Origin of the sequence: Vreelandella janggokensis (assembly GCF_031451615.1) — a bacterium.
Classification (GTDB): Bacteria; Pseudomonadota; Gammaproteobacteria; order Pseudomonadales; family Halomonadaceae; genus Vreelandella; species Vreelandella janggokensis.
Genome location: NZ_JARWAJ010000001.1, coordinates 24,709 through 50,779 on the forward strand (window position 1 = coordinate 24,709; position 26,071 = coordinate 50,779).

A 26,071-nucleotide genomic window follows, 5' to 3' on the forward strand; every position below is an offset into this window, starting at 1 on the left:
GACATGGCGCGATGGTCGACAGATCCTTTTACAAGAGAGTCAATATGCAGCAGCCTTCGAGGCCGGTGGTGACCAATCAGCCAGGCCCGCACCACGATTTGGCCCGCCGGGTCAGCCGTGGGCTCACTCATCCACTGCGTAAGCCGATTGCGAGGCATACCCAGGAAGCATTCGCCTCCGTAGCGCAGTGGTATGAGTGCCAGTCAGGTCCGTTGATACTCGATGCGGGTTGCGGCGTTGGGTTTTCGACCCGGCGGCTGGCGGAGCAGTTCCCTGATCATACGGTTATCGGTGTTGATCGCAGCGAGGACCGGCTCACCCGGGCTCATGGCGAGCTGCCCGCCAATGCCCGGCTGGTGCGCGCCGATCTGGTCGATTTCTGGCGGTTGGCGCACGAGGCCGGGTGGGCACCCGAACGGCACTATCTGCTTTACCCGAATCCTTACCCAAAGGCGTCGCATTTGAAAATGCGCTGGCATGGACATCCGGTCTTCCCCACACTGTTGGCGCTGGGAGGCTTGCTGGAAGTCCGCTCAAACTGGTCGCTGTATATTGAGGAGTTCGCCATGGCGGCCTGCCAGGTGACCGGTCAGCGGGCCGACGTCACTGAATGGGTGCCCAGCGGTGAATATTTAACACCGTTTGAGGCCAAGTATCATCAAAGCGGCCAAACACTATGGCGCTTGCGTGTGGCATTGGAGTCGACATGACATTTGTCTATTTGGTGCTGGCGATTATTGCCGAAGTGATTGCTACCAGCGCTTTAAAAGCGTCAATGGGGTTTACCCGTCCGTTACCAAGCCTTCTGGTAGTCGGCGGTTATGGGATGGCATTCTATTTGTTGAGTCTGGTGCTGCGTAGCTTGCCAGTCGGGATCACCTACGCCATCTGGGCAGGGCTGGGGATCGTACTGGTCACGCTGGTGGGTATAGTGGTTTTCGGCGAAAAGCCGGATGTGCCCGCGGTCGTCGGTATTGGCCTGATCGTCGCCGGTGTGGTGACGTTGCAAGTATTTTCGAAAATGAGCGTGCATTAAGGAGAGGCGGATGTTGCGCGGTGGCTGGCAGCGTTTTAGTAGCAGTGATTGGGGATGGCGGTCAGCAGTGGGTGTGCTGAGCTTTTTGATCAGTTGCCCGTTGTGGGCTGATTTTAGCCGGGTAGGCCAGCTTCAGGATAAAGGGTTTGCTGTCAGCGCCGAGGCGCGTTTGCTTAATGCCGATGCGGCACCGCTGGCAAGCATTGAGCCGATGAGCCAGCTTTCCCCGGCATCGGTTACCAAGGCGTATCTGGCTGCTGCTGCGTTGGAGCGCTTTGGTCCCCAGCATCGGTTTACCAGTCAACTGGTCAGTTCCGGGCGCGTTCAAGACGGCGTTTTACGCGGGGATCTGATTTTCGAGGGCGGCGGTGACCCCGGTCTCACCACCGAAGATATCTGGCGTCTGGTGCAACGGTTGCAGCAAACAGGCGTGCGTCAGGTTGAGGGTGCTCTGGTTGTCAATCAGTGGCGCTTTGGCCCTGTTGACTGCATCACCACCGACCGCTGTGACGCGCTGACGCGTGTTGCCAATGCTTATAGCGCGCCGCTGTCGTCAGCGGGTGTGAATTTTGGTAGCTGGTGTGCCAATGTCGCTCCCGCGTCGGTGCCCGGCAACCCGGCGCGAATATCGCTATGCGACGGTCAGTCCTTGGGGACCACGATTGACAATCGGGTGGTCACCAAGCCCGATAACAGTGGCACCGAGATCAGCGCCGAAAGGATCACCAACGCCGACGGCGATATCTTTCGATTGAGCGGGCAAATATCAACGAATGCCCGGGCACGAGATGTTTACCGTGGTGCGGGAGATGCCGCTGAGGTCACCGCCGAGGTAGTGCTGGGCATGCTCCGGCAGGCAGGGATTAGCGTGCGTGATGGATGGCGCATCACCTCGATACGGCCGCCAGGTGATGCGCAGCGGCTTGCCGCGGTGGATAGCAAGCCGCTACAGGAATTGCTGTTGCGCATCATGAACTATTCAAATAATTACATGGCCGATGTGCTGGCCCTCAACCTGGTGGAGCCTCCCCAGGTACAGCTTCGCGAAGCGGGGCTGGCGTTGGAGCGTTATGCCGAGAGCCTGCCGGGGCACGGGCCGCTGACGCTATACAGCGGTAGCGGGCTGACCACCGAAAACCGTACATCGGCGCATGGTATCAATGTAATGCTGACCGAGATGTTCCATGAAAGTGCGCTATTTCCGAGTTTTATAGCGGCCTTTCAGTCACCCGCCAACGGCGTGATGCGTTTTATTCGGCGCGGTTCCGATACCTTTCAACACAATGTCATGTTAAAAACCGGTACGCTTAATCAGCCCTTCGCCGTGCGCGCTGCTGCCGGCTACTTTCGCACGGCTCAGGGGCGTTGGGGGGTATTCAGCGTGTTGGTCAACGGTAATGCCAGTACACCTTACCTGAACTGGTCGCAGGTGCTGGATCCGCTGACCAAAGATCTTGAAGCCATGATACTCGCCAATTGACGACTTTATTTTGAGGCAACCGCCATGAAACCAGGGCACACCGGCTTGACGCATTTGGCGCATTCAACGCGCTACTCATGGAAAGGATTGAAAGCGGCGTTCCGCAACGAAGCCGCGTTCCGTCAAGAGGTCACCATTACGGCCATTCTAATACCGTTTGCCTGGTGGATTGGCGAAGGCCCGGTGAGCTGGCTGTTGCTGATCGGCAGCTGTTTTTTCGTGTTGGTCGTTGAGTTGCTCAATAGCGCGATAGAAAACGTGGTGGACCGTATTGGCACCGAGCACCATGAACTTTCCGGGCGGGCCAAGGATATTGGCTCAGCGGCGGTGATGCTGTCGTTGATACTCGCCGGGCTGACCTGGGGCCTGTTAGGCTGGCTGAAATTCGTCGGCTAACGTAAGACTCACTCCAGGGCAGCGAGGTCATTATGCAACTCAATGAGGCGTTTTTACCGCTTGATATCTTACCCAAAGCGCTTCAGCCGGTGACGAAGCAAGCTTGGCAGCGGCTTTGTGAGGCGCTTTCCCAGGCGGACAACGTGGCTGACATGACCCAGCAACCACTGCCGTCTGCTGATTGGCCATCGCTGTCCGCTGAACGCCGCAAGGACCTGACCCGCGTTCTTTCAGTCTCGAGTTTTGCGCTCGATACGCTGATCCGTTATCCCGACTGGCTGGCGACGCTCGACAGTGGCGGTGAGTTGGATGCCACGCCGACAAGGGACGACCAAATCCAGCTGTTAGCCAGCGCGCTGGAAAATGCTGATGACGAAGACGCCATGCATCGGGCCATTCGCCGTTTCAGGCGCGCGCGTATGCTGGGTATCGTGTGGCGAGACCTCAATCGGCCGCCGGGCTACACCATGTGGGATACCGCCCATGCAGTCTCCCAACTGGCAGAGATTTGTCTTGAAGCGGCGCTTGGCTGGCTCGAACAGTTTTATGCACCGCGCTGGGGGCTGCCAGCCCCTACACGTGATGGCGAGCCGCAGCGACTAGTGGTGCTGGGTATGGGGAAACTGGGGGCCGGCGAGCTGAACCTGTCCTCGGATATTGACCTGATCTTTGCGTTTGCCGAAAACGGCGAAACCCAGGGCGGCCGCAAGCCGCTTGAGCACCAGGAGTATTTCACCAAGTTAGGCCAGAAGCTCATCGCGGCGCTGGATGCCATGACCGCCGATGGCTTTGCCTTCCGTGTTGACATGCGTCTTCGCCCGCTGGGCGACGGCGGGCCGCTGGTGGGCAGTTTTGCGATGCTTTCCAGCTATTATCAGGACCAGGGCCGCGAGTGGGAGCGGTATGCGATGCTAAAGGCGCGTCCTGTTGCGGGTGACCTGGACGCGGGTGAGGCGCTGCTGGCCGGGCTACGCCCCTTTGTGTACCGCAAGTATCTGGATTTTGGCGCCATCGAGTCGCTGCGCGAACTGAAAGCGATGATCAATCGTGAGGTGAAGCGTAAAGGCATGCAGCAAAACATCAAACTGGGGCCTGGCGGCATCCGCGAGGTCGAGTTTGTGGTGCAGGCATTTCAACTGATTCGCGGTGGGCGCGACACCGAACTTCAGGTGGCTTCCTTGCATACGGCGTTGACACGCTTGCCAGCGCTTGGGCTGTTACCTCAGGAAGTGGTGGATGATCTGTTGCCGGATTACGCCTTCCTGCGCGATATCGAGCACGTCCTGCAGGCCCTGGAAGACCGCCAAACGCAAACACTGCCCGGTGCGGAAACGGATCGTGAACGGGTCGCGTTTGCCATGGGGCACGATGATTGGCCGAGCCTTGTGCACCAGTTGGATGAAGTACGCGAACGTGTTCGTCATCACTTCGACGCGGTTATTGCCGAGCCTGAAGACGAAGTGGAGAACGACAGCGATGAGCAAGCGCCGGGGCTTGAGCAGTGGCGGCTGCTTTGGCGTGGCGAGCTGGAGCAGGACGAAGCCCTGGAGCGCCTGGGGGAGGCAGGGTTCAAGGCCCCTGACAAGACACTCACGCGACTGTCTCGTTTGTATCATTCGCGTCAGGTGCAAAGCATGCAGCGTATTGGCTTTGAGCGCCTGGATGCGTTGATGCCTCTGCTGCTGGATGCCTTGGCCGATAATGACACGCCGGATACGGCGCTTTCGCGTGTTCAGCCGCTGATCGAAGCGGTGCTGCGGCGAACGGCGTATCTGGCCCTGCTGCGTGAAAACCCCCATGCGCTTGAGCATCTGATGCGTTTATGCGCGGCAAGCCCCTGGATCGCCGAGCAGCTGGCGCGCTACCCCATTCTGCTGGATGAGTTGCTGACCCCCGATACCCTCTATACGCCGGCCGATAAAGACCGTCTGGCGGATGAACTGCGCCAGACACTGAACCGGATTCCCGAGGATGACGAAGAAGCCCAGCTCGAAGCGCTACGGGTCTTCAAGCATGCCCAGATGCTCCACGTGGCAGCTTCGGATATCGTAGGCACTCGGCACTTGATGAAAGTGAGTGATTACTTAACTTATATCGCCGAGGTGATCCTGGATGCCGTGCTGGCGATGGCCTGGAAGCATCTCGCTGCCAAGCATGGCGTACCCAGCGGGTGCGATGCCCGCGAGCCCGCGTTCTTGATTGTGGGTTACGGCAAGCTAGGGGGAATCGAGCTGGGCTATGGGTCCGACCTGGACCTGGTGTTTCTCCACGATAGCGATGGACAGGGGACCACTGATGGCCCGCGGCCCATCGATACGCCCGTATTTTTTACCCGCTTGGGGCAGCGGGTTATTCATCTGCTCACGGCGGTAACCCCGGCGGGCAGCCTGTACGAGGTCGACATGCGGCTCAGGCCTTCGGGTAATTCCGGTCTATTGGTCACCTCGCTCGCCGCCTTTGCCGATTATCAGCGCCAGCACGCCTGGACTTGGGAACACCAGGCGCTGGTGCGAGCGCGCGTGGTGGCGGGTAACGCATCGTTGGCAGACAAGTTTGACCAGTTGCGCGGTGATATTCTGGGGCGCAGTCGGGATACGACCGCTTTGCGCGACGATGTGGTCAACATGCGTCAAAAAATGCGCGATCATCTTGCCACCAAAAGCGAGGGGGATACCTTCGACCTCAAGCATGACGCCGGGGGCATGGTGGATATCGAGTTCTTCTGTCAATACGCGGTGTTAGCACTTGCTAACCAGACGCCGTCGCTGCTGACCTATAGCGATAACATTCGTATTTTAGAGGCCCTGGCAGAGAGTGGGCACTTACCAGAGGAAGAGGCGGAACAGCTTCGCGAGGCGTATCTTGCATACCGGAGCGCGACCCACCGGGCCGCGCTGACCGGTGACAAAGCCGTGGGGCGTGCCGCTGATTACGAGGCCCATCGTCATGTCGTAACGGCATTGTGGCAGCGCTTTTTGGCGCCTTGAAGGCTGACAAGGACAGTGGATGAACACAGTACAGCAGGTAAGCAGAAGAGTAGAGGCGCGCAATGATCGGTAATATTATTGGCACCTTGCTGCCCGTTTTTCTGATTGCGGGAGCGGGTGCTGCCTATGGGCGCTTTCGCACGCCGGATATTCGCAGTTTGAATACCCTGAACATGGAGCTGTTCGTCCCGCTTCTGGTGTTCGCTGTACTGGCCGACCGGCAGGCACCACTGGCCGATTACGCCTGGCTGGCAAGTGCCGCCGTAGCCGTTGTGCTGGGCTCGGGGGTGGTGTTGTGGCCGGTTGCACGCTGGCTGGGTCTGGATATCAAAACCTTCCTACCTCCGATGATGTTCAACAATTCCGGCAACATGGGCGTGCCCTTGTTGGTCCTGGCATTTGGAGAGGAAGCGCTTCCGGCGGCGGTCGTGGTATTTATTATAGAAATGCTGCTGCATTTTTCGGTCGGCCTCTACATGCTTGATCCACGCACGTCGCTGTGGCGTTTGCTGCGCATGCCGATTGTCGCGGCGAGTCTGGCGGGTTTGGCCGTCAACGTTAGCGGAATGCCGTTGCCCGACTGGCTTTTAGAAGCAATGAACATGCTGGGTGGGGTATGCATTCCGCTGATGCTGTTTGCGCTCGGGGTGCGGCTGCTGGATATCGATTTCAGCGACTGGCGAACCGGCCTGCTCGGCGCCTTGCTGTGTCCTCTGTCGGGACTGGTCATTGCGCTACCGCTGATTGTGCTGCTGCCGCTTAATAGTCTTCAGGCGGCGGTATTGCTGGTGTTCGGCGCGCTACCGCCTGCCGTGTTGAATTACCTGGTTGCGGAGCAGTATCGACTGTCGCCGCACAAGGTGGCTTCCATCGTGTTGATAGGTAACCTGGGCAGCCTGGTGGTAATGCCGCTTACCCTGGCGGCGGCCTTTATCTGGCTTCATGCACCCCAATAAAGCCACCTGCCGTGGAAACGGGGGCATTCAAGCACTATCTAACTAACGCCATCGTCAGTTTTCTTGCCCGTTTCAGTTTTAATTTCATACTGTCCTTCGAGAACATCCTGATGGCGAGAGCCTGAAGAAGGTTCGGAGTGGTTGCCGCCAATGTCCTGGGCCTGTTGGGCGCGCATCTGCTCCATGCGTTTTTTCATCTTGTGGCGGACAAAGGGCATCATGGCCCAACCCACCAACAGGAAAAAAAGACCCAGCACGACGCCGACAATCATTAACAGGCCAAATGCCAGCCAGGTAAAGAGCAGCTTCAAGCTACCCATGACGCCATTTGGTTGAGTCCGGGTTGCCCGGGCGCGCCACTGGTGGGCGGCCTGCCAGGCGGCATTGCGTTGATCACGATTCATGTGGGGCATGAAAGCCTCCCTCGTTTGGTGTCACTGCTTGGAACACACCGGTTGGGGAGAGTTCAGTCACCTGGCTGGACCGTAAGTTAAAGTCGCGTTGCATGCAGAGCAAGGGCGCAGGTGTTACGCTCCTTTGCAGCGTAACGAGTTCATTTTAACAGGGTTGTTGTATGGCAAATCATGGAGGAAAGTCGGTGTTCATCGCATCGACACTGATCATTTTTGGCTTGGTGGTTGTCGGCGCATCTTTCCCGGAAAGTTTTGGCAGTGCCGCAGAGTCGGCACTCGCGACGATCACCGAGTTGTTCGGCTGGTTCTACCTATTTTCCGTGTTTGGCTTTGTGGTGTTTTTGTTTGGCCTGGCGCTCAGTAAATACGGAAAGGTGCGCCTGGGGCCTCAGGACAGTCGGCCCAACTATACCTTCTTTTCCTGGATCAGCATGCTGCTGGCCGCCGGATTCGGCGTAGGCTTGGTTTTCTACGGCATGGCCGAACCCATGTTTCATTACATTGACCCGCCCTACGGAGATGTGACCGCAGAAAGCGAAGCCTCGGCACGCTACGCGATCCAATACAGCTATTTCAACTGGGGGATTCACCAGTGGGCAGCGTTTTCTGTCGTCGGTTTGATCATTGCCTATTTCCAATTTCGTAAGGGTCAGGCGGGGCTGGTGTCCTCGGTTCTGTCATCGGTCACGGCGAAGCACCCAAGAATACGTCCTTACGCCTCCTGGCTGGACGTGTTTGCTGTCGTGGCCACGGTCATGGGGGTGGCGACTTCGCTAGGCCTTGGTGTGTTGCAGATGAATGGCGGGTTGAATGCCGTCTTTGGCCTGCCGGAAAACGGCTTTTGGCAGTTCGTCATCCTGTTCGTAATGTTTTGCGCTTATATGCTTTCCACTTGGTCAGGCCTTGATAAAGGCATCAAGCGTTTGTCCAATCTGAATATGATCCTCTGCATTGGCCTGATGCTTTATGTGTTGTTTACCGGCCCGACCGTCGCGATTCTCGAGACCATTACGGTCGGGATTGGCGATTATCTGCAAAACTTTATCGGTATGAGTTTGCGTACCGCGCCGTACAGCGATGAGAACTGGGCGAGCAGTTGGACCATTTTCTACTGGGCATGGGTTATCGCCTGGTCGCCTTTCGTGGGTACCTTTGTGGCCCGCGTGTCCAGGGGGCGTACAATCAAGGAGTATGTCTTTGGCGTGCTGTTGGTGCCGCCGCTACTGGCCTGCTTGTGGATTGGTGTATTCGGCGGCGCCGCGCTCAACATGGAAATTGTCGGTGAGAATATTGGTCTGGCGGCGGCGACCCAGGACAATATTACGGTGGCGTTATTTGAAATGTTCGAACTGATGCCGTTTTCCGGCGTGCTGTCACTCATTGCCATCATGTTGATTTTTGTTTTCCTGGTGACGTCCGCCGACTCGGCGTCTTACATCGTGGCGCAAATGACCGATAATGGTTCTATCAATCCGCCGCTTTACAAGCGGGTGTTGTGGGGTGTGCTGATCGCCGCGATCTGCTTTACCCTGATTTTGGCGGGCGGGCTGACCGGCCTGCAATCGGCAGCGGTGCTGTCCGCGCTGCCGTTTACCTTTATTCTCTATATGATGGTGATCGTGCTGGTGCGCGAACTGCGTGCCGACCGTAAAGCGATGCTTACCCAGCTCTACCGTCGCCACGGTGAAACGCCTGTGGGGGCCGATGCTTTTGAAGCGGAAGAGCTAGGCGAAGAAGAGCGTTTACGCCGTGCGCCCAACGTCGTCAATCGGCGTATCAATCACTGAAGGTGTCCCATGAAGGGTAACGACTGATGGTCAGGCAAACACGGCACGGAGCCACACGGCGGCAGTCCAAAGGGGCTGCCTTTGATCGCTGGCTGGACCATGCCGTGTGTGTCGCTGTCATAACGGCGCTGGTGATCGGGCTTGCCGCTGTCGTCGCACACTGGTGGCTGTGAGCCGGTCGTTCAAGCTGTCCGCGAACGGGTTTCGATGCGGTTTCGGCCCAGATGCTTGGCGTGATACAGGTGCTGGTCTGCCTGTGCCAGCAGTGCCGCTGCACTGAGCGTTGTCTGGGCTGATGTGCTGGCGACCCCCATGCTGGCGGTCAGGTGGGTATGCGTACTTGAGTAAGCGTGAGGAATGGCTAGAGACAGCACTGCCCGGCGTAAACGCTGGGCGACGTCAAGCGCGGCCGCTTCATCTTGATTGGGCAGGACGCAGACAAACTCTTCTCCGCCATAGCGTGCAAGCAGGTCATGGGCCGGGTCGATGCAGTTATTCAACACCTGTGCCACCGCGCGAAGCGTGTCATCTCCCATGGCGTGACCGTAATGGTCGTTAAATTCTTTAAAGTTATCGATATCGATAAAGATAACCGAGAAGGGGTGGGCACCTCGCTTGGCGCGCTTCCACTGCTGTTGATAAAACAGATCAAAATGCCGCCGGTTGGCGACACCGGTCAGTCCATCAATATGCGATAGGTGGTGGAGTTGGTCGCGTTGGTCCAACCCTTGTTGGAAGGCCTGCAGCAAGTGGTCAAGGCTGTCGACCAAATGCCCCAGCTCATCATGACGGTGGCCCCGCAACTGCGGTTTATCCCACTCGCCGGGGCGTTCAGGATCGGCATGCGCGATGGCGTCGTGGACCTTGAGCAGTGGTCGGGTAATAAAGTAATGGAAGAAGGCAATAATCAACAGGCTGAGTATAAAGGCTTCCAGCACGCTGGAGCCAACGACCGATATACTGCGATCAAGGAATTGTTGGGTAAGGCGCTGTTCATCAAGCCGAAGTTCGACCTCGCCCACCACGGCTTCGGGTAAGTCGACGGCCACGTAATAATTCAGCGGAATCTGGTAATGCAGCATATCGCCAAACAGCCGCTGGCTTAACCAACTCGACTCAACCGCCTCGGTGGGAGCAAACTCGGACAGGGGGCTGCCGAAATCGTCGCGGATGGCGACTTCGGCAATTTCGTTATCGCTGAATAACCCATAGGCGATCTGGTGAGCCAGGTCAGGGTTCAGTTGAAAAGCGGCTTCGGCGGCAGCGCCGCTGACGATAGCCAACTGCTGTTCAACACGCTGGGCAACATTCTGGCGCATCGACAAGGCGTGATTAAACAACTCTACACTGCCGGCAATAACGCTGATCAAGATAGCCAGCAATATGGTGAGCAGCGCTTGCTTGGACGTCAGGCTACCCGAGCGCAACGGTATGGAAGTTTTATTCATGGCGCGAAACTCCGCGCGCCTCGCCAAGGGGAGGAAGGTGGTGCTGTAGCCGCTTGATCAGATCCTTGGATACGCTGGGATGACAGGCAAGATAAAGCGGTGCGCGATAAAACGTAAACAGGTGCCGTAACGCCACGTTTTTCGCGTTGGCCAGAAACTCGCCGGTGGCTTTGCCGGTGACGATGACATCAACGAGTCCCGCGTCCAGGCGCGCCAGGTTTTCGCGTTCATTCGGTGCGCGCAGCACGTCGACTCCCTGAGCAGCGACATGATTACCCACCGCATCTTCGCGGAAGCTACCCACACGAAAGTGAGCCAGTTCTTGTATTGAACTCGCCTGGATATCCCGGCCAGCAAGGCTGAATGCTGCCCACTCGTTGATAGCCAGCGGCCCCGCCCAGCGAAAGAGCGCCTCGCGCTCAGTGGTGCGGGTGGTCGAGTAAACGCAGTGTTGCTCGCGCAGGCGTGCAGCCGTATAGGCCCTTGCCCAGGGCAGCACCCGAAACTCCGCGTCAATATCTGCCGCCTGCAATGCCTCGCGCAGCACCTGGGTGGCACTACCCATGATCTGTCCTTGCTCGCTTGGGTAATTGAAGGGTGGGTAATCTTCGGTATTGATGATCAGCGGTGTCGCGCTGAGTGGCTGGCTCAGGGCCAGCAATAACGTAGCAAGCAAAGACCGCCAGCATGACGCGATGCGTTGTTGTATTGGGTTAGTTCGCATGATGGCCGGCCTCCCGGTCTTTTTGTCCAGCACGAACATTCTCCAGGGCCTTCTGCAGGCGATTAATCAGGCCTTGAGCCGTGGCCGGGTTGAAAGCAAAGTATAAATCCGATTCGCTTAACGTATGCACGGCAGTCAATCGACTGGCCTCAACGCCTTCCTGTGTGGCGATCCAGCGCGCCACTTCATCGCTGTAGGCCCATAAATCGACGCGCCCACGACGTAACATGTGCAAGGCGCTGCGGTTATCAATGGCCGGGCGGAGTAACTCGGCCGGGTAGTCGGCTTCTTGCAGCGCCTGAGCGCCAATATCTTCACGAATCACCGTGATGCTCAACCGCTTGTCAATTGCCTCTTCCAGCGACGCGAGCCGAGCGACCTGGTTATCCCAGGTCAACAGTACGACCCGGTCGCGTGCGATGGGGCCTACCCATTTGAAGTGTGCTTCTCGGGCAGGGGTGCGGGTGGTCGAAAATAACGCTGTATTGGGTTCACTTTGCGCCAACTCGTAGCCGCGTATCCAAGGGTAGTAGAGAATATCCTCACGCTTGAAAGGTGTGCCAGCCTGCTCAAGTATTGACTCAAGCAGCGTGATCGCTCGGCCTTCCAATTGGCCAGTCTGTGGGTCCTGATAATTATAGGGAGGGTATTCTTCGGTAACAAAGGTGAGCGACGTCAGGTCAGAAGACGAGCCGCCAGCGAGTGCCAGCGGTGCGAGAAGCAACAGCAGGCCTGCTAGCCAGCGCCCGACGATCGGCTTTCGACGACACCTTACTCCCCCCGCTTCCTTCATGCATTAACGTCCCTGTTATTAGATGATCAATCAAACTTAGAGCAAGCTGCCGCGACTGTCACCTCTATTCTTCCAACGATAGGCGTGTCGCTTTTGTGCGCCAACCTGATACGCTTGGCACCTTGTTAGCTGGTGAGAGACATCATGGTGCACGCTCAACCTACCCAAGCTGCTTCAGGCTTCGCTTCGCGTCGTGAAATTTTTGGCTGGGCGATGTTCGATTTTGCCAACCAAGCCTATACCTTGCTGATTATCACTGTGGTTTTCGGTGAATTGTTTACCACCGTGATTGTGGGTGACCGCGGCGATAACTTTCGTCTTGCCAATCTGCTATGGAGTCTCGCCCTGGCTACCAGTTATTTGTTGGTAGTTGTCACCGCACCCTTATGCGGCGCAATCATGGATGAGCGGGCAGAAAAGAAACGCTTCCTGCTGTTCAGCTACCTGGCGACGGTTGCGACGACCGCTATGCTGTATTTTGTGGCGCCTGGCTATGTGGTCATCGGGCTCATACTTATCATCATTTCGAACTATGCCTACTCGATGGGTGAGTCATTTATCGCGGCCTTTCTGCCTTCGCTGGGTCCTCCCGAGGCATTGGGTAAGATCTCCGGGTTTGGCTGGGCGCTGGGCTATATCGGTGGGCTCTTTGCCGCGGGGTTCACGCTGGTGGTGTTGGGCGAAGCAAGCGCTGATAACTTCGAGCGCATTCGCTGGGTAGGTCCCTTCGCTGCTGGATTTTTCCTGGTGGCCGCCATACCCACCTTCATATGGCTGAAAGAGCGGGCAATGCCGCAACCGCATCGCGGATCCTACTGGCATACGGCGCGTCGGCGCGTCACGGCTACCTTTCATGACCTGAAGCATTTCAGGGATCTGTCGGTGTTTCTGGTATCGCTGCTGTTTTCGATGGCAGGGGTGTACATCATTATCGCCTTTGCCTTTATTTACGGCGCCCAGGTGATTGGTTGGGAAGCAAGCGTGCGCAATATCATGTTCATTATTGTGCAAATTACGGCGGCCGCCGGGGCGTTAGGGTTTGGTTGGATTCAGGACCGGCTGGGTGCCAAGCGTACCTATCAGATTACTCTGGGGCTGTGGATCGCCGCCATTCTGGCTATCTGGCTGACCCCGCAGTTCACCGACTGGGTGAACCAGGTCACTGAATGGCAATGGCAACCCCAGTATGTCTTCTTGTTCGTGGGGTGTTTAGCCGGGCTGAGCCTGGGTTCCAGTCAGTCGGCTAGCCGCGCGCTGGTCGGCTTATTCTCGCCAACGACCAAGTCAGCGGAGTTCTTTGGCTTTTGGGGGCTGGCCAACAAGCTGGCAGGTGTCATCGGGATTGTGCTGCTGGGAGGGTTGCAGGCCTTGGTCGGTCTCCAGGCATCTATCCTACTGTGCGCGGTATTGTTTGGCGTGGCGATGCTGGTTTGCGCAAGGGTAAATGAAGCGCGTGGTCGCCAGGCCGCCCTGAACTGGCAGGCATCCTCTTAGTCGCTTGTGTCAGCTGTAGCTATATGCTTAGCTGCACAGTCATGGATCCCAATACAAGGAGTTGATATGGGCATTGAAGTGGGTGGATTACTGGGGCTTATCTGGCTCGTCATCATCGTCTGGGCCATCATTAAGGTAGCGAAAAGCACTGCCGGTGGCCTGGCCAAGTTACTGTGGATATTGGTGTTGCTGTTTTTTCCGCTGGTCGGGCTGATCGTGTGGTTGCTGCTGGGGCCGAAAGGATAGCGAAACGTTACTGGTGATGTAGATATGAATAAGGCAGGCCCTGGGCCTGCCTTATTAAGTCACTACTATAGATAAATGGCGATCAGCTTTGTTCTTCACCGGGAGGGGATTTGTAATGCCCAGGGATTTTAAGTTTCTCCCCGTTAGGCAAATCACGCACTTGGGTAGGAACGTAAACACGTTTGATGACACTTTTGGGTTTGTCACTTCCCATGACCGTCTCCTCCTGTCAGGTTGACGACAGCGTAGTCACTTACATTAGCTGTCGGTGTGGCAAGAATCAAGCGGCGGCTTTTGGGTAAAATGTTTAAGAAACGTGCATATTGCGTCAGCTGACAAGCGCTTGAGCACTTTTGAGGTATTCTGTAAATAAACATAAACAGCCTGCTTCTGTGTGGGGTAAGCAGGCGATAAGACACATAGCTTAAGTGGAGTTGACAACTAGGATGGTGGATCACTTAGAAGAACGGTTTCAGACGCTTGGAAGTCAAGAATCGCACAAGCCTGATTATCCCGACCAGGATCACGTGCTCATCATTGAGGATGATCAGCGCCTGGCTGAGCTGACCCGGGATTATCTGGAAGCCAACGGCTTTCAAGTCACGCTGGAGGCTGATGGGGCGAAGGGAGTGGATCGCATCCTGACCCTGCAGCCGGATCTGGTGATTCTTGATTTAATGCTGCCCGGGGAAGACGGCCTGGCGATCTGTCGTCGCGTGCGACCCAACTTTGCAGGTCCGATCATGATGTTGACGGCACGTACGGACGATCTGGATCAGGTATTGGGACTTGAAATGGGCGCGGATGACTATGTGCCCAAGCCTGTTCAGCCAAGGGTACTCCTGGCCCGCATGCGAGCGCTGTTGCGGCGTGCCGACGGGCCAGCCTCGGAAGGCGAAATACGTCTGCGCTTCGAGAATCTTGAAATCGATAATGCCACCCGTGAAGCCTGGCTGTCGGGGGAACGCATCGATTTGACCAGCGCCGAGTTCGACCTGCTTTGGTTGCTGGCGCGCAATGCCGGGCGTGTGCTCACCCGTGAAGAGATTTTTAATGATCTGCGTGGGATCAAATATGATGGGCAGGATCGTTCGATCGATGTGAGAGTGTCACGTATTCGTCCTAAGATTGGTGATGACCCCAACCAGCCCCACCGTATCAAGACGGTACGTAGTAAGGGCTACCTGTTTGTAAAAGACAGCTAAGAAGGACAGCTACATGCGGCGGGTGCTCAGCCACGGCTCGTTTTTACGCTTTTATCTGCTGCTGGGTGCCGCGCTGCTAATGGTGTTTTTAATTGCCCTGGGCGGGCGCGCCTTTATCGAGCAGGTTAGCCGCGAGGACTATCGCGAGGCATTAACGGCGCTGCCAATGTCATTAATGACGCAGCAACTCGCCGACAGCACGCCGCGCGAACGCCAGGCGAAGCTAGCGGGTTGGGCTGAGCAGCTCGATATGCAGTTGACACTTTTGCCGTTGGAAGATGCTTCCCTGAGCTATTTCGAGCGTTCCCGCCTGGAGCGGGGAAAAGTACTGGTGGCGACGTCTCCCTGGCGATTACAGCGCCGCCTCCCTGGCCAACCCTGGCTGTTACAGGCCGACTTCCCTTACTGGAGCGAGCGACAGTGGCACGCCACCATAGAGATACTCGGTGCGTGGCTGTCGCCGCTTGACGGTAACGAACGTCGTGAGCGGCTTGGTGCACTGGAGCAGGGTGGCTGGCCACTTTCGCTGACCGATCGCCCCCCTGCTGCGTTGAGTGATGCGCAGCGTCGCCAGCTCAATCGCGGCGAGGTCGTCACGCGTTTACGCGGTGAACAACTATCGATAAGCTTCGTCTATCAGCTGTCCGACGGCTCCCAATGGCTTGAAGTAGGGCCTGCAGCCGGGGGCTCCGTCCTGCCGTTGAACCTTCACCTGCCGTTATTGATGGCTCTGATGGTCGTGCTGGCGCTGATTATCTACCTGGTGATGCGCAGTATCGAATCACGCATGGCGCGTCTCGAGCTGGCGGCGACAAGGATTGCCAGTGGTCGCCTGGAAACCCGCGTCAAAGTCGAAAGCGGCGACTTTCTTGGGCGCCTGGGCATGGCGTTCAACGGGATGGCCAATCAGGTGCAGTCGCTGTTGCGTGGGCAGCAGGAGATGATTCGCGCCGTGTCACACGAGCTGCGAACGCCGGTAGCCCGTATCCGTTTTGCCGTGCAAATGGTCGAGGATATGACCGATCAGCCCGCGATACGACGCCAGCTTCAGGGTATCGATACCGATATTGCCGAGTTGGATGAGCTGATCGATGAAATTCTCACCTATGCCCGGCTGGGGGGCGAGACGGTCAACGGCGCCGAGCTGGAAACGTCGCTGGTGGAATGTCGGGCGATGGCCGAGCGGGTGATCGATTCGCTTTCGCCGCTTCATGAAGGCTTGTCGATAACGCTGGCGCCGGGGCCTGACGTCGAGCTCCTGGCGGAGCCTCGCTACCTGCAGCGCGCGCTGCAGAACCTGGTCAGTAATGCCTGCCGACATGGTCAGTCCAAGGTGGTGATTGGACTATGGGATGAGCCCCACCTGGTGCGTATTGACGTGGAGGATGATGGACCGGGGATTCCAGCCGATGCTCGGGCCGACGTGTTCAAACCTTTCGCCCGTCTGGACGATAGCCGTGCGCGCAGTTCGGGGGGCTACGGGCTGGGGTTGTCGATTGTGCAAAAAGTCATGGCAGGCCATGGCGGTAGCGTCACCGTGGATACCAGCCCTTCCCTGGGTGGCGCGCGCTTCACGCTACTGATTCCGCGTCGCGAGTCGCCGGTTTGATACCGTTGAGGACGGCAAACGACGTTTCCCGTGCGGTGCGTAAAAAATCCTGCATCCATGGCGCCTCCAGCGTTTCTTCCCGCACGGCGGCATACAGGGTGCTCCACACACCCTGCTCTCCAAGCTTCACGGCACTAACGTAGTCGCGTTCCAGGTACTCCGAGAGCGCCCAGTTAGGCAGCGCACAGACACCACGGCCGCTGGCGACAAGCTGCATCATCATGATCGTCAGCTCGGCGGTGCGGATTTCCCGGGGGCGCACATTGGCGGGTGTTAAAAACTGGCTAAAGACGTCAAGTCGTGACTGCTCGACCGGGTAGGTGATCAGGGTTTCATCGGCCAGTGCCTCGGGCGTCACGAAGCTCTGACCGGCAAGTGGATGTTGCCTGGCAACCGCGAGCAATCCTTCATAGCGGAACAGCGGCGCGTAGTGCACCCCCTCGATGGGCTGCGGATCAGCCGTGATCACCAGATCGAGCTGTTCGCGCGCCAGCGCGGGCAGCGGGTCAAAGTGGTGGCCGCTGGGTATGTCGATCTCGACCTCGGGCCAGTGATCGCGAAAGTAGTCCACCGTGGGCATCAGCCACTGGAAGCAGCTGTGGCACTCAATGGCCATGTGCAGTCTCCCCATTTCGGTTCCGGCCATGCGTGCCAGGTCGCGCTCGGCCTTGCGCACTTCGGGCAGAACCTCATCAGCGAGTGCCAGTAAACGCAGTCCGGCGCGGGTGAATTCAACCGGCCGGGTCTTGCGCATGAACAGTGGGCTATCCACCCGGCTTTCAAGGTCTTTCAACTGATGTGACAGCGCAGATTGGGTGAGATGGACCCGCTCGGCCGCCTCTACCAGAGACCCTGTCTCACGCAGCGCCAGCAGGGTGCGCAAGTGGCGTAATTCAATCATGATGAAGGTTTTTCATAGTTAATATTAAAAACTTTAGTTTGATTCACTTTCTGTCGATGCCCAGACTAAGTGAAATCATTCACGTTGCAAGGTTTCATCATGACAGTTTCTCATATCCTCGGCTATCCCCGAATTGGCGCTCGTCGCGAGCTCAAAAAAACCACTGAAGCCTACTGGCAGGGCGAGTGTTCCCGCGAAGAGCTTGAACAGACCGGCCGGGACTTGCGTTTGCGCCATTGGCAAGCCCAACAGGCGGCGGGACTCGACATGGTCAGCGTGGGCGATTTCGCGTTTTACGATCAGGTGCTGAATGTCTCGGTGCTGTTAGGCGCGGTACCCGAGCGCTTCAATGCGGCACAGGAAGTGGCGGCGGGTGACGTTGACCTGGATACCACCTTTCGCATGGCGCGGGGACGTGCGCCCAGCGGCGAACCGGCAGCTGCCTGCGAAATGACCAAGTACTTTGATACCAACTATCATTATCTGGTCCCGGAGCTACACCAAGGGCAACGTTTTGCTCTGGCCTCCCACCGGCTTTTCGACGAAGTCGATGAAGCATTGACCGCGGGATTTACCCCCAAGGTGACCCTGACCGGTCCGCTCACTTGGCTGTGGCTGGGGAAATCCCAAAGCGCCGAGCTGGACCGATTGACGCTGCTGGATAGCATCCTGGATGTCTACTGCGACGTGCTGGCACGCCTGGCCACCCAGGGGGTCGAGTGGGTTCAACTGGATGAGCCAGCACTGGTGCAGGACTTGCCCCTTGCCTGGCAGCAGGCCTTTGAACGTGCCTATCACCGCTTGCAGTCCGCTCCCTTGAAGCTGATGGTGGCCAGCTACTTTGGCGGCCTGGGTGATAATCTGTCGGTGGCGACCCGGCTGCCGGTGGATGGGCTTCACATTGATGCAGTGCGCGCGCCTCAGCAGGTAGACAGCGTGATTGATCGACTGAGCCCGCACCAGGTGCTATCGGTGGGGTTTGTTGATGGCCGCAATATCTGGCGTGCCGACCTTGCCGCGCTGCGCGAATGCCTGCTGCCGCTCAAGGTTCGCCTGGGTAAGCGGCTTTGGCTGGCGCCAAGCTGTTCGCTGCTGCACGTGCCTGTGGATCTTGCCCAGGAGACAGACCTTGATGAAGCTTTGGTCAGTTGGCTGGCCTTTGCCCGCCAAAAGCTCGACGAAGTGGTTTCCCTGGCCCGGCTGATCGATAATCGCGCCACCGACCTTGATGAGCAGCGCTTGAAAGCGGCAACGCAGGCGTTGGATGTCCGGCGTGAATCAGGGCGTATTCATCAGCCAGCCGTCAGTGCTCGCGTTGCCGCTATCACGTCCGAGGACAGCCAGCGCGGCTCTCCCTATGCAGAACGCGCGGTGGCGCAACGGCGTGCCCTGAACCTGCCCCTGTTGCCGACCACGACGATTGGCTCCTTCCCGCAAACCTCCGATATTCGTGCGGCGCGGCGTGCTTTTAAAGCGGGTGAGATAAGCCAGGCCGACTACGAGGCGCGCATGCGCTCGGACATTGCCTACGCGGTCGAGCGTCAGGAAGCCTTGGGTCTGGATGTGCTGGTTCACGGTGAGGCCGAGCGCAACGACATGGTGGAGTACTTTGGTGAACAGCTGGACGGCTTTGCCTTTACCCGTTTTGGCTGGGTGCAAAGCTATGGCTCGCGGTGCGTCAAGCCGCCGGTCATTTTTGGTGACGTGAACCGTCCGGCCGCCATGACCGTACGCTGGAGCGAGTATGCGCAAACGCTGACCGACAAGCCCATGAAGGGCATGCTGACGGGGCCGGTGACGATCCTGCAGTGGTCGTTTGTACGCGATGATCAGTCCCGGGAAACCACCTGTCAGCAGATTGCCCTCGCGCTGCGCGACGAAGTGCAGGATCTGGAGCGCGCCGGCATCAGGATCATTCAAATCGACGAGCCCGCCCTGCGGGAGGGCTTGCCGCTGCGCCAGCATGAATGGCAGGGCTACCTGGACTGGGCAGTGGCGTGTTTCCGATTAAGTGCCTCAGGCGTCGACGACAGCACCCAGATTCACACCCATATGTGCTATTCGGAGTTCAACGACATCATAGGTGCGATTGCGGCGCTGGACGCTGACGTGATCACCATCGAAACGTCACGCTCGAATATGGAATTGCTGGACGCTTTCCAGGACTTTGCCTATCCCAATGAAATGGGGCCCGGTGTTTACGATATCCACACGCCGAATATTCCCGATGTGGCGTGGATGGTCGATTTGCTGGAAAAGGCGCTGGAAAAGATGCCCGCCGAGCAGCTGTGGGTCAATCCGGACTGCGGCCTGAAAACCCGCACCTGGGCGGAGGTGGAGCCGGCCCTGGCCAATATGGTCCAGGCTGCCCGGCAGATTCGTCAGCGCTATACGTAAGCGACATACTACAGGACGTTTAACCCCGGCTTGGTGCCGGGGGGGTTAACTGGGCTAGCTTTTGCTGGCGTAGGCGTAGAGCAGGGTTTCCTGGGCGCTGATCGCATCCCCGCTACCGGGGTTTTGAAGGTGATAACTGCCGTCGCTTTGCAGCAGCCAGCTCTGGCAATTGTCGACCAGGTAGGTTTCCAGGTCCTTGCGTACCCGCGTGGCGAGCTTTTTATCCAATAGTGGAAAGCAGGTTTCCACCCGGTGGAACATGTTGCGCGACATGAAGTCGGCGCTTGAACACCAGATCTCCGGCTTGCCGTCGTTGTGGAAATGGAAAACCCGTGTGTGTTCCAGGAAACGGCCAATGATCGAGCGCACACGAATATTGTCCGACACACCCGGCAGGCCGGGTTTCAGGCAGCACATGCCACGAATGATCAGGTCGCATTCAACACCCGCCTGGGAGGCGCGATAAAGCGCCTTGATCAGTTTCGGCTCGGTGAGCGAATTGCACTTGATGATGATGTGGGCTCGCTTGCCCTTGCGGGCGACCTGGGCTTCACGGTCGATCATTTCCATGAGCCGCTCGTGCAGGGTAAACGGCGCATGGAGCAGCGTGTCGATCTTGCGCGCGCGGCCCATCCCCGACAGTTGCTGAAATACCCGGTGAACGTCGGCGCAAAGTGCCTTGTTGGCGGTCAGCAGGCTATAGTCGGTGTACAGCTTGGCGGTCTTCGAATGGTAGTTACCAGTACCCAGATGGGCGTAGTGGCGTAGTTCACCGCGTTCGCGGCGCACGATGTGCAGCATCTTGGCATGCGTCTTGTACGCCATGATGCCGTAAATCACGATGGCCCCGGCTTCCTGCAGGCGCGATGCCAGCTGTAGATTATCGGCTTCGTCAAAGCGCGCGCGCAGCTCGATCACCACGGTGACTTCTTTGCCCTGGCTGGCCGCGTCCACCAGTGCGCTGACAATCGGCGAATCGGCCCCGGTGCGGTAGAGCGTCTGTTTGATGGCCAGCACATTCGGGTCGCGGGCTGCTTCGCTGAGCAGGTCCTCAATTGGCGAAAACGACTGGAAAGGGTGGTGCAGCAGCACGTCCTGCTTGGCGATGGCATCAAACAGGCTGCCGCCTTTCAGGGCTTTGGGGATCCCAGGCGTGTACGGCCGGTAGAGCAGCTCCGGCCGGTCAACATCGCCAAGAACGGCCATCATCCGGGTCAGGTTGACCGGGCCTTGCACACGGTACAGGTCGTCAGCTTCAAGGCTGAATTGGCGCAGCAGGAAGTTGGTCAGGTCGTCCGGGCAGTTATCGGCCACCTCCAGACGTACGCCACTGCCATAGCGGCGAGCCAAAAGCTCGCCACGCAGCGCGGAGGCCAGGTCGGAGACCTCTTCCGGGTCAACGCTCATGTCGGCGTTGCGTGTCAGGCGGAACTGGTAGCAACCGCGCACCTTCATGCCTGGAAACAGTTCTTCAGCATGGGCATGAATCATCGACGACAGGAACACGTACTCGGTATAGCCCTCGCTGCACAGATGCTTGGGCAGTGCCATGAGGCGTGGCAACGAGCGGGGCGCGGGGAGAATCGCCATGCCCCCGGCGCGTCCAAAGGCATCTTTGCCCTCCAGCTCGACGATAAAGTTGAGGCTTTTGTTCACCAACCGCGGAAAAGGGTGCGAGGGGTCCAGCCCGATGGGACTGATGACCGGCATGATGTCGTTGTTGAACAGCTCGTGGACCCAGTCTTTTTGCGCCTTTGTCCATTGGTCGCGGCGACGGAACCTTAGCCCCTGCGCTTCTAGAGCAGGCAACAACGTATCGTTGAGAATCTGATACTGGCGGACGATTTGCGCGTGGGCAATGTCAGAAATCTCGGCAAGCACCGCCCTTGGCAGCCGCCCGTCGGCACCCGTTGTATCGTCACCCAGGGCAATCTGGTGCTTGAGTCCGGCCACACGAATTTCAAAGAACTCATCCATGTTGGATGAAAAAATCAGCAAGAACATCAATCGGTTGAGCAGTGGGTGTGCTTCATCCAGCGCCTGCTCCAGCACACGGATATTGAACTGCAGGTGGGAGAGCTCGCGATTGAAGTAAAGCTGCGGGTCGTCCAGATCGGTCTCAGGCAGCGCTTCGCGGGCCTGAACGCCTGTGGGCGTGCGGTTGACGCGAAGCGTGGACATCTCGCTGTCGCTACCGTCATTATCATGGCGCGGGTAGGGCGAGTTATCGGTGACCTGGTCGTCCATGGTAGCTGCCTCCGGCGTTAGTCGTCTCTGAGCATATCACTGCCTGATACGCATCTGTTAACGCAGTATGGCGGAGGAAGATGACAAAGACGTGTCACGGCATTGTCATCTACGCTTTACTGGCTTCAGCCTCCCAGGATCAACGCGCATTCGTCAGCAGACGTGCGGCGTCAAGGGCAAAGTAGCTCAGAATACCGTCTGCCCCGGCGCGCTTGAAGCACATCAGAGACTCCAGGATGACCGTGTCGGCATCCAGCCAGCCATTGTCGAAAGCAGCGCGGTGCATCGCGTATTCGCCACTTACCTGATAGGCATAGGTGGGCACGCGCAACTCGCTTTTGACCCGCCGGACAACATCCAGGTAAGGCATTCCCGGTTTGACCATGACCATGTCAGCTCCCTCGGCAATGTCCATTGCCACCTCATGAAGGGCTTCGTCGCTGTTGGCCGGGTCCATCTGGTACGTCCGCTTGTCGGCTTTGCCCAGGTTGGCGGAGGAGCCCACGGCATCGCGGAAGGGACCGTAGTAGTGCGAGGCGTACTTGGCACTGTAAGCCATGATGCGCACGTTGTGCAGATGCTCCTGTTCAAGCACCTGGCGGATAGCGCTGATACGCCCGTCCATCATGTCGGAGGGGGCAACGACATCGGCACCGGCTTCGGCATGGGAGAGCGCCTGTTTGAGCAGGGTGTCGACGGTGCGGTCGTTAAGCACGTACCCGTTCTCGTCGATAATCCCATCCTGGCCGTGGATGGTGTACGGGTCCAGGGCGACGTCGGTGATGATACCCAGTTCCGGCAGCGCCTCCTTGAGTGCGCGCACGCTGCGCTGTACGAGCCCGTTGGCGTTGTAGGCCTCTTCGGCGAGTTCGGTTTTCTGTTCACCGCCGACAACCGGGAACAGTGCGATTGCGGGAATGCCCAGCGCATAGGCGTCGCGGGCCTGCTCGATCAACAGGTCAATCGACAGGCGCTCCACACCCGGCATAGAGGCGATGGCTTCGCGCTGCTGGCTGCCTTCCAGGACGAAAACCGGCAGAATGAGGTCGCCGGGCGTCAGCGTTGATTCGCGCATTAAACGGCGGGAGAAGTCGTCGCGGCGCATGCGACGCAGACGCGTCGCGGGAAAGTGGCGAGGGGTAGGTGTACTCAACGGTATTCTCCACAAAAACTCGTAAATGAGGGTATCTGCCGACCTTGGCTGAGTATATCAGCCCTGGTCTGCATCGAAAGCCGTCTTGTGGTGCGCTGAAAGACTGACTAAAGTGGCGCAAACGCTGCTGAACGAGCAGGCCCTGCACAAGGAGAAAAGCATGACCAAACAGGTAGCAGTGATTCTTGCTGGCTGCGGTGTATTCGACGGGTCGGAAATTTACGAAACCACCCTGACGCTACTGCGCTTGGACCAGTTGGGGATAGGATATCGTTGTTTTGCCCCGGATATCGAGCAGCACCATGTGGTCAATCACCTCACCCAGGAGACTGACACGGACGAAAAACGTAACGTGCTGGTGGAATCAGCACGTCTGGCCCGCGGTGACGTCAGCCCACTAACTGACCTGGCGGCTGACGAATTTGACGCGGTAATTGTACCGGGTGGTTTTGGTGTCGCCAAAAACCTATCGGATTTCGCCTTGGCGGGAGACAGCATGCAGGTGTTGGCGTCGTTCAGGGAAGTCCTGTCAGGCTTTCGCGAAGATGCCAAGCCGATCGGCCTGATCTGCATTGCGCCAGTGTTGGCGACGCGTTTGTTGGGCGACGGGATCGCCGTGACGGTGGGCAATGATCCTGGCGTATCCGGGGCCATCAGCGCCATGGGCGGCCTTCACCGTAGCTGTAGTGTCGAGGATATCGTGGTCGATCTTGAGCACCGCGTGGTCTCGACGCCTGCCTATATGCTGGCAACGCGGATCAGTGAAGCGGCCACCGGCATCTTCAAGCTCGTTGATCGGATCGATGAAATGATGGACTGACCCATTAGCGACGCTCTCCGCCGGACGTCTATATCCATCCACAAACCGCTGCCTTTGGGCAGCGGTTTGTTTTTAGTGCGAGCTATTCTTCACCTGACGCTTCGGCGGCCTTTTCGGCGCGCCGCTTGCGGACCAGGCGGCCAAACAGCAGGCCAACCTCGTAAAGCAGGTACATGGGAATGGCCAGCAGGCTTTGCGATATGACGTCGGGTGGTGTGAGCACCATGCCAATCACGAAACAGCCCAGGATAATGTACGGGCGTTTTTGGGAGAGGCTCTCGACCGTGGTCGCGCCGGACAGAATCAGTAAAAACGTGGCAACCGGAATTTCAAACGCCACGCCAAAGGCAAAGAAGAGCTTGAGCACGAAGTTCAGGTACTGATTGATATCCGTCATTACCGTGATGTTTTCCGGCCCTGCCTGGGTGAAAAACGCAAACAGCAACGGAAACACCACGTAATATGCAAACGCCGCCCCGGCATAGAACAGCAGAATGCTGGAGACCAGGATCGGAATTGCCAGTGCTTTCTCGTTATCGTAAAGCCCTGGTGCGATAAACGACCAAGCCTGGTGCAGCACAAACGGCACCGCAATAAATAGCGCTGTTACCAACGTCAGTTTGAACGGTGCAAGAAACGGTGAGGCCACTTCGGTCGCAATCATTTGCGACCCTGGGGGCAGCAGCGCCATCAGCGGTTCTGCCACGAAAAGATAGATGTCGTTCGAGAACGCATAAAGCCCGAGAAAGATCAAAAGAATCGCGATAACCGCGCGCATCAGTCTCGAGCGCAGTTCAATGAGGTGCTCGATTAACGGCGCTTGTTTCTGATCATTGCTGGGCTCCTGCGAATCATCAGAGGTGCTCATGGGTGCTTGCTGTCCTTGGTAGATGACTCGGCGTCGGGCGACGCGGGTGCTTTCTCACGGACGGTTTCCAGTGCTTCATCCAGATGCGAGGCGGCACTGGCGGCACGCTTTTCCGACGTCGTTGATGGGTCGCCGGAGGCTGGCGTTGGCTTTTCGGGGGCGTCCGCTATCCGCTCTACGTCATGCTTGGCTTTGCGAAGGCTGTCATCGAGCTTTTTCTGCTGGTCAGAGAGCGTTTGACGCAGATCTTCCGCTTCGAGCTGGGCGCTGATTTCGCGCTGCATGCCCGAGACGGTGCGCTTGATCTTGCCGACCCACAGGCCGACCGTGCGCGCCGCGCGGGGAAGGCGTTCCGGACCCAGTACCAGGAGCCCGACAACGCCAATGACCAGAATTTCAAAAAAGCCAAAATCGAACATGGCTTATTTGCGCTCGTCTTGATGATCAGCTGTCTGTTTTTCTTTCTCTTCCGCTTGAACGTCGTAAGTGTTGCCAGCCTCATCGTGACGAACTTTCGCCTGGGGCTGGTCATCGTCCTTCTTGCTGGCGTCTTTCTCGTCTTCATGGACGGCTTTCTTGAAGCCTTTCACCGCACCGCCCAGGTCGGTACCGACGTTGCGGAGCTTTTTCGTGCCGAAAACCAGGATGATGATGCCTAGTACAATCAGCAACTGCCAAATACTGATACCACCTAACATAAGCGTGTCCTCGTGATGGGGCTGTGTTGCAAAGCCTGAAGGCTATTGTTGACGCGCCGCTTTTTCGTCGTGGCCGGAAATGCCGAAACGGCGCGCCAATTCGTTGAGTACATCCTGGTGATCCAGGTCCAGATGCGACAGCATCACCAGGCTATGAAACCATAGGTCGGCGGTTTCGGCGACCAGTGCCTGTCGCTCGTCAAAGCTGCCATGTTCGGCGTCTTTGGCGGCGAGCAGTGTTTCGGTGGCTTCCTCGCCGAGTTTTTCGAGTATCTTGTTCAATCCCTTGTAATGCAAGGAGGCAACATAAGAATCGTCCGGCGACGCGTGACGACGCTGACGTAATACGTCGGCGAGCGCATCAAGCACAGGTGCATTATTAGGGGTGTAAGGCGTCGTGTCCATGGGGATCC

Annotated in this window: 25 protein-coding genes; 14 read left to right on the forward strand and 11 right to left on the reverse strand. The window is 57.8% G+C overall.

The window, feature by feature from the left end; translation table 11 throughout:
• The first annotated feature begins 44 nt into the window (after window positions 1-44).
• From trmB to QC816_RS00160, 6 genes are all read left to right on the forward strand, one after another.
• Window positions 45-710, forward strand: a complete 666-nt coding sequence (gene trmB / locus QC816_RS00135; RefSeq protein WP_085917041.1) for a tRNA (guanine(46)-N(7))-methyltransferase TrmB — start codon at window positions 45-47, stop codon at window positions 708-710.
• Complete coding sequence (locus QC816_RS00140; protein WP_309780532.1) at window positions 707-1,036, forward strand: DMT family transporter; 330 nt, start codon at window positions 707-709, stop codon at window positions 1,034-1,036. The genes trmB and QC816_RS00140 overlap by 4 nt, the downstream gene beginning before the upstream one ends.
• A 10-nt stretch (window positions 1,037-1,046) precedes the next feature.
• Window positions 1,047-2,516 (forward strand): D-alanyl-D-alanine carboxypeptidase/D-alanyl-D-alanine endopeptidase, encoded by a 1,470-nt coding sequence (gene dacB, locus QC816_RS00145; RefSeq protein WP_199283985.1) that lies wholly within the window; start codon window positions 1,047-1,049, stop codon window positions 2,514-2,516.
• A 24-nt stretch (window positions 2,517-2,540) separates the two neighbouring features.
• Window positions 2,541-2,912, forward strand: coding sequence for a diacylglycerol kinase (locus QC816_RS00150; RefSeq protein ID WP_085917044.1), 372 nt, complete (start codon window positions 2,541-2,543; stop codon window positions 2,910-2,912).
• A 32-nt stretch (window positions 2,913-2,944) separates the two neighbouring features.
• Window positions 2,945-5,899 carry a bifunctional [glutamate--ammonia ligase]-adenylyl-L-tyrosine phosphorylase/[glutamate--ammonia-ligase] adenylyltransferase gene (gene glnE, locus QC816_RS00155; protein ID WP_309780533.1) on the forward strand — a complete coding sequence of 985 codons (2,955 nt, stop codon included), beginning with the start codon at window positions 2,945-2,947 and terminating at the stop codon, window positions 5,897-5,899.
• 62 nt (window positions 5,900-5,961) lie between these two features.
• A complete protein-coding gene (locus tag QC816_RS00160; protein WP_085917046.1) occupies window positions 5,962-6,855 on the forward strand; it encodes an AEC family transporter in 894 nt (297 codons plus the stop codon).
• Between the two features lie 38 nt (window positions 6,856-6,893).
• Here the strand turns inward: QC816_RS00160 and QC816_RS00165 are convergent, their stop codons facing one another.
• The gene (locus tag QC816_RS00165; RefSeq protein WP_085917047.1) at window positions 6,894-7,268 is read right to left on the reverse strand and encodes a hypothetical protein; all 375 of its coding nucleotides are present in this window, start codon (window positions 7,266-7,268) and stop codon (window positions 6,894-6,896) included.
• Window positions 7,269-7,429: 161 nt separating this feature from the next.
• Here QC816_RS00165 and QC816_RS00170 point away from each other — a divergent pair, with 161 nt between their 5' ends.
• Both QC816_RS00170 and QC816_RS00175 read left to right on the forward strand, forming a co-directional pair.
• Window positions 7,430-9,055 carry a BCCT family transporter gene (locus QC816_RS00170; RefSeq protein ID WP_085917048.1) on the forward strand — a complete coding sequence of 542 codons (1,626 nt, stop codon included), beginning with the start codon at window positions 7,430-7,432 and terminating at the stop codon, window positions 9,053-9,055.
• A 26-nt stretch (window positions 9,056-9,081) separates the two neighbouring features.
• Window positions 9,082-9,228, forward strand: a complete 147-nt coding sequence (locus QC816_RS00175; RefSeq protein ID WP_176243600.1) for a hypothetical protein — start codon at window positions 9,082-9,084, stop codon at window positions 9,226-9,228.
• 9 nt (window positions 9,229-9,237) lie between these two features.
• Here QC816_RS00175 and QC816_RS00180 read toward each other — a convergent pair whose 3' ends face one another.
• The 3 genes from QC816_RS00180 to QC816_RS00190 are packed head-to-tail and all read right to left on the reverse strand — an operon-like array spanning window position 9,238 to window position 12,020.
• The gene (locus QC816_RS00180; RefSeq protein ID WP_309780534.1) at window positions 9,238-10,503 is read right to left on the reverse strand and encodes a GGDEF domain-containing protein; all 1,266 of its coding nucleotides are present in this window, start codon (window positions 10,501-10,503) and stop codon (window positions 9,238-9,240) included.
• Window positions 10,496-11,227 (reverse strand): substrate-binding periplasmic protein, encoded by a 732-nt coding sequence (locus tag QC816_RS00185; protein ID WP_085917050.1) that lies wholly within the window; start codon window positions 11,225-11,227, stop codon window positions 10,496-10,498. The genes QC816_RS00180 and QC816_RS00185 overlap by 8 nt, the downstream gene beginning before the upstream one ends.
• On the reverse strand, window positions 11,217-12,020 hold the full coding sequence (locus tag QC816_RS00190) for a substrate-binding periplasmic protein (RefSeq protein WP_309780535.1): 804 nt from the start codon (window positions 12,018-12,020) through the stop codon (window positions 11,217-11,219). The genes QC816_RS00185 and QC816_RS00190 overlap by 11 nt, the downstream gene beginning before the upstream one ends.
• 144 nt (window positions 12,021-12,164) lie before the next feature.
• On the opposite strand from QC816_RS00190, the gene QC816_RS00195 reads away from it, so the two are divergent.
• The 4 genes from QC816_RS00195 to QC816_RS00210 all read left to right on the forward strand — a co-directional run bounded on the left by QC816_RS00195 (window position 12,165) and on the right by QC816_RS00210 (window position 16,574).
• Window positions 12,165-13,514, forward strand: a complete 1,350-nt coding sequence (locus QC816_RS00195; RefSeq protein ID WP_085917052.1) for an MFS transporter — start codon at window positions 12,165-12,167, stop codon at window positions 13,512-13,514.
• A gap of 66 nt (window positions 13,515-13,580) precedes the next feature.
• On the forward strand, window positions 13,581-13,760 hold the full coding sequence (locus QC816_RS00200) for a PLDc N-terminal domain-containing protein (RefSeq protein ID WP_085917053.1): 180 nt from the start codon (window positions 13,581-13,583) through the stop codon (window positions 13,758-13,760).
• A gap of 446 nt (window positions 13,761-14,206) precedes the next feature.
• Window positions 14,207-14,965, forward strand: a complete 759-nt coding sequence (locus QC816_RS00205; protein ID WP_233337280.1) for a winged helix-turn-helix domain-containing protein — start codon at window positions 14,207-14,209, stop codon at window positions 14,963-14,965.
• Window positions 14,966-14,978: 13 nt separating this feature from the next.
• Window positions 14,979-16,574: an ATP-binding protein gene (locus QC816_RS00210; protein ID WP_309780536.1), complete on the forward strand. Its 1,596-nt coding sequence runs from the start codon at window positions 14,979-14,981 to the stop codon at window positions 16,572-16,574.
• On the opposite strand, the gene QC816_RS00215 is transcribed toward QC816_RS00210, so the two are convergent.
• On the reverse strand, window positions 16,537-17,475 hold the full coding sequence (locus QC816_RS00215; protein ID WP_085917056.1) for a LysR family transcriptional regulator: 939 nt from the start codon (window positions 17,473-17,475) through the stop codon (window positions 16,537-16,539). The two genes, QC816_RS00210 and QC816_RS00215, sit on opposite strands and share 38 nt — an antisense overlap.
• Window positions 17,476-17,574: 99 nt before the next feature.
• On the opposite strand from QC816_RS00215, the gene metE reads away from it, so the two are divergent.
• Complete coding sequence (metE, locus tag QC816_RS00220; RefSeq protein ID WP_309780537.1) at window positions 17,575-19,872, forward strand: 5-methyltetrahydropteroyltriglutamate--homocysteine S-methyltransferase; 2,298 nt, start codon at window positions 17,575-17,577, stop codon at window positions 19,870-19,872.
• A 54-nt stretch (window positions 19,873-19,926) separates the two neighbouring features.
• Here metE and ppk1 read toward each other — a convergent pair whose 3' ends face one another.
• A complete protein-coding gene (gene ppk1 / locus QC816_RS00225) occupies window positions 19,927-22,053 on the reverse strand; it encodes a polyphosphate kinase 1 (RefSeq protein WP_422823606.1) in 2,127 nt (708 codons plus the stop codon).
• Between the two features lie 205 nt (window positions 22,054-22,258).
• Window positions 22,259-23,272 (reverse strand): porphobilinogen synthase, encoded by a 1,014-nt coding sequence (gene hemB / locus QC816_RS00230; protein ID WP_199283980.1) that lies wholly within the window; start codon window positions 23,270-23,272, stop codon window positions 22,259-22,261.
• 160 nt (window positions 23,273-23,432) lie between these two features.
• On the opposite strand from hemB, the gene elbB reads away from it, so the two are divergent.
• On the forward strand, window positions 23,433-24,092 hold the full coding sequence (elbB, locus tag QC816_RS00235; protein WP_264823640.1) for an isoprenoid biosynthesis glyoxalase ElbB: 660 nt from the start codon (window positions 23,433-23,435) through the stop codon (window positions 24,090-24,092).
• Window positions 24,093-24,174: 82 nt separating this feature from the next.
• Here elbB and tatC read toward each other — a convergent pair whose 3' ends face one another.
• The 4 genes from tatC to QC816_RS00255 are packed head-to-tail and all read right to left on the reverse strand — an operon-like array spanning window position 24,175 to window position 26,063.
• Window positions 24,175-24,960: a twin-arginine translocase subunit TatC gene (tatC, locus tag QC816_RS00240; protein ID WP_085917061.1), complete on the reverse strand. Its 786-nt coding sequence runs from the start codon at window positions 24,958-24,960 to the stop codon at window positions 24,175-24,177.
• Window positions 24,957-25,379, reverse strand: a complete 423-nt coding sequence (gene tatB, locus QC816_RS00245; RefSeq protein ID WP_085917062.1) for a Sec-independent protein translocase protein TatB — start codon at window positions 25,377-25,379, stop codon at window positions 24,957-24,959. Before tatB ends, tatC begins: the two co-directional genes overlap by 4 nt.
• Window positions 25,380-25,382: 3 nt before the next feature.
• Window positions 25,383-25,658 (reverse strand): Sec-independent protein translocase subunit TatA, encoded by a 276-nt coding sequence (tatA, locus tag QC816_RS00250; protein WP_085917063.1) that lies wholly within the window; start codon window positions 25,656-25,658, stop codon window positions 25,383-25,385.
• Between the two features lie 42 nt (window positions 25,659-25,700).
• A complete protein-coding gene (locus QC816_RS00255) occupies window positions 25,701-26,063 on the reverse strand; it encodes a phosphoribosyl-ATP diphosphatase (RefSeq protein ID WP_085917064.1) in 363 nt (120 codons plus the stop codon).
• Window positions 26,064-26,071 lie beyond the last annotated feature (8 nt).

Coding starts and splice junctions, on each gene's coding strand:
- trmB (WP_085917041.1), top strand. CDS start 45: ATGCAGCAGCCTTCGAGGCCGGTGGTGACCAATCAGCCAGGCCCGCAC.
- QC816_RS00140 (WP_309780532.1), top strand. CDS start 707: ATGACATTTGTCTATTTGGTGCTGGCGATTATTGCCGAAGTGATTGCT.
- dacB (WP_199283985.1), top strand. CDS start 1,047: ATGTTGCGCGGTGGCTGGCAGCGTTTTAGTAGCAGTGATTGGGGATGG.
- QC816_RS00150 (WP_085917044.1), top strand. CDS start 2,541: ATGAAACCAGGGCACACCGGCTTGACGCATTTGGCGCATTCAACGCGC.
- glnE (WP_309780533.1), top strand. CDS start 2,945: ATGCAACTCAATGAGGCGTTTTTACCGCTTGATATCTTACCCAAAGCG.
- QC816_RS00160 (WP_085917046.1), top strand. CDS start 5,962: ATGATCGGTAATATTATTGGCACCTTGCTGCCCGTTTTTCTGATTGCG.
- QC816_RS00165 (WP_085917047.1), bottom strand. CDS start 7,268: ATGCCCCACATGAATCGTGATCAACGCAATGCCGCCTGGCAGGCCGCC.
- QC816_RS00170 (WP_085917048.1), top strand. CDS start 7,430: ATGGCAAATCATGGAGGAAAGTCGGTGTTCATCGCATCGACACTGATC.
- QC816_RS00175 (WP_176243600.1), top strand. CDS start 9,082: ATGGTCAGGCAAACACGGCACGGAGCCACACGGCGGCAGTCCAAAGGG.
- QC816_RS00180 (WP_309780534.1), bottom strand. CDS start 10,503: ATGAATAAAACTTCCATACCGTTGCGCTCGGGTAGCCTGACGTCCAAG.
- QC816_RS00185 (WP_085917050.1), bottom strand. CDS start 11,227: ATGCGAACTAACCCAATACAACAACGCATCGCGTCATGCTGGCGGTCT.
- QC816_RS00190 (WP_309780535.1), bottom strand. CDS start 12,020: ATGAAGGAAGCGGGGGGAGTAAGGTGTCGTCGAAAGCCGATCGTCGGG.
- QC816_RS00195 (WP_085917052.1), top strand. CDS start 12,165: ATGGTGCACGCTCAACCTACCCAAGCTGCTTCAGGCTTCGCTTCGCGT.
- QC816_RS00200 (WP_085917053.1), top strand. CDS start 13,581: ATGGGCATTGAAGTGGGTGGATTACTGGGGCTTATCTGGCTCGTCATC.
- QC816_RS00205 (WP_233337280.1), top strand. CDS start 14,207: ATGGTGGATCACTTAGAAGAACGGTTTCAGACGCTTGGAAGTCAAGAA.
- QC816_RS00210 (WP_309780536.1), top strand. CDS start 14,979: ATGCGGCGGGTGCTCAGCCACGGCTCGTTTTTACGCTTTTATCTGCTG.
- QC816_RS00215 (WP_085917056.1), bottom strand. CDS start 17,475: ATGATTGAATTACGCCACTTGCGCACCCTGCTGGCGCTGCGTGAGACA.
- metE (WP_309780537.1), top strand. CDS start 17,575: ATGACAGTTTCTCATATCCTCGGCTATCCCCGAATTGGCGCTCGTCGC.
- ppk1 (WP_422823606.1), bottom strand. CDS start 22,053: ATGTCCACGCTTCGCGTCAACCGCACGCCCACAGGCGTTCAGGCCCGC.
- elbB (WP_264823640.1), top strand. CDS start 23,433: ATGACCAAACAGGTAGCAGTGATTCTTGCTGGCTGCGGTGTATTCGAC.
- tatC (WP_085917061.1), bottom strand. CDS start 24,960: ATGAGCACCTCTGATGATTCGCAGGAGCCCAGCAATGATCAGAAACAA.
- tatB (WP_085917062.1), bottom strand. CDS start 25,379: ATGTTCGATTTTGGCTTTTTTGAAATTCTGGTCATTGGCGTTGTCGGG.
- tatA (WP_085917063.1), bottom strand. CDS start 25,658: ATGTTAGGTGGTATCAGTATTTGGCAGTTGCTGATTGTACTAGGCATC.
- QC816_RS00255 (WP_085917064.1), bottom strand. CDS start 26,063: ATGGACACGACGCCTTACACCCCTAATAATGCACCTGTGCTTGATGCG.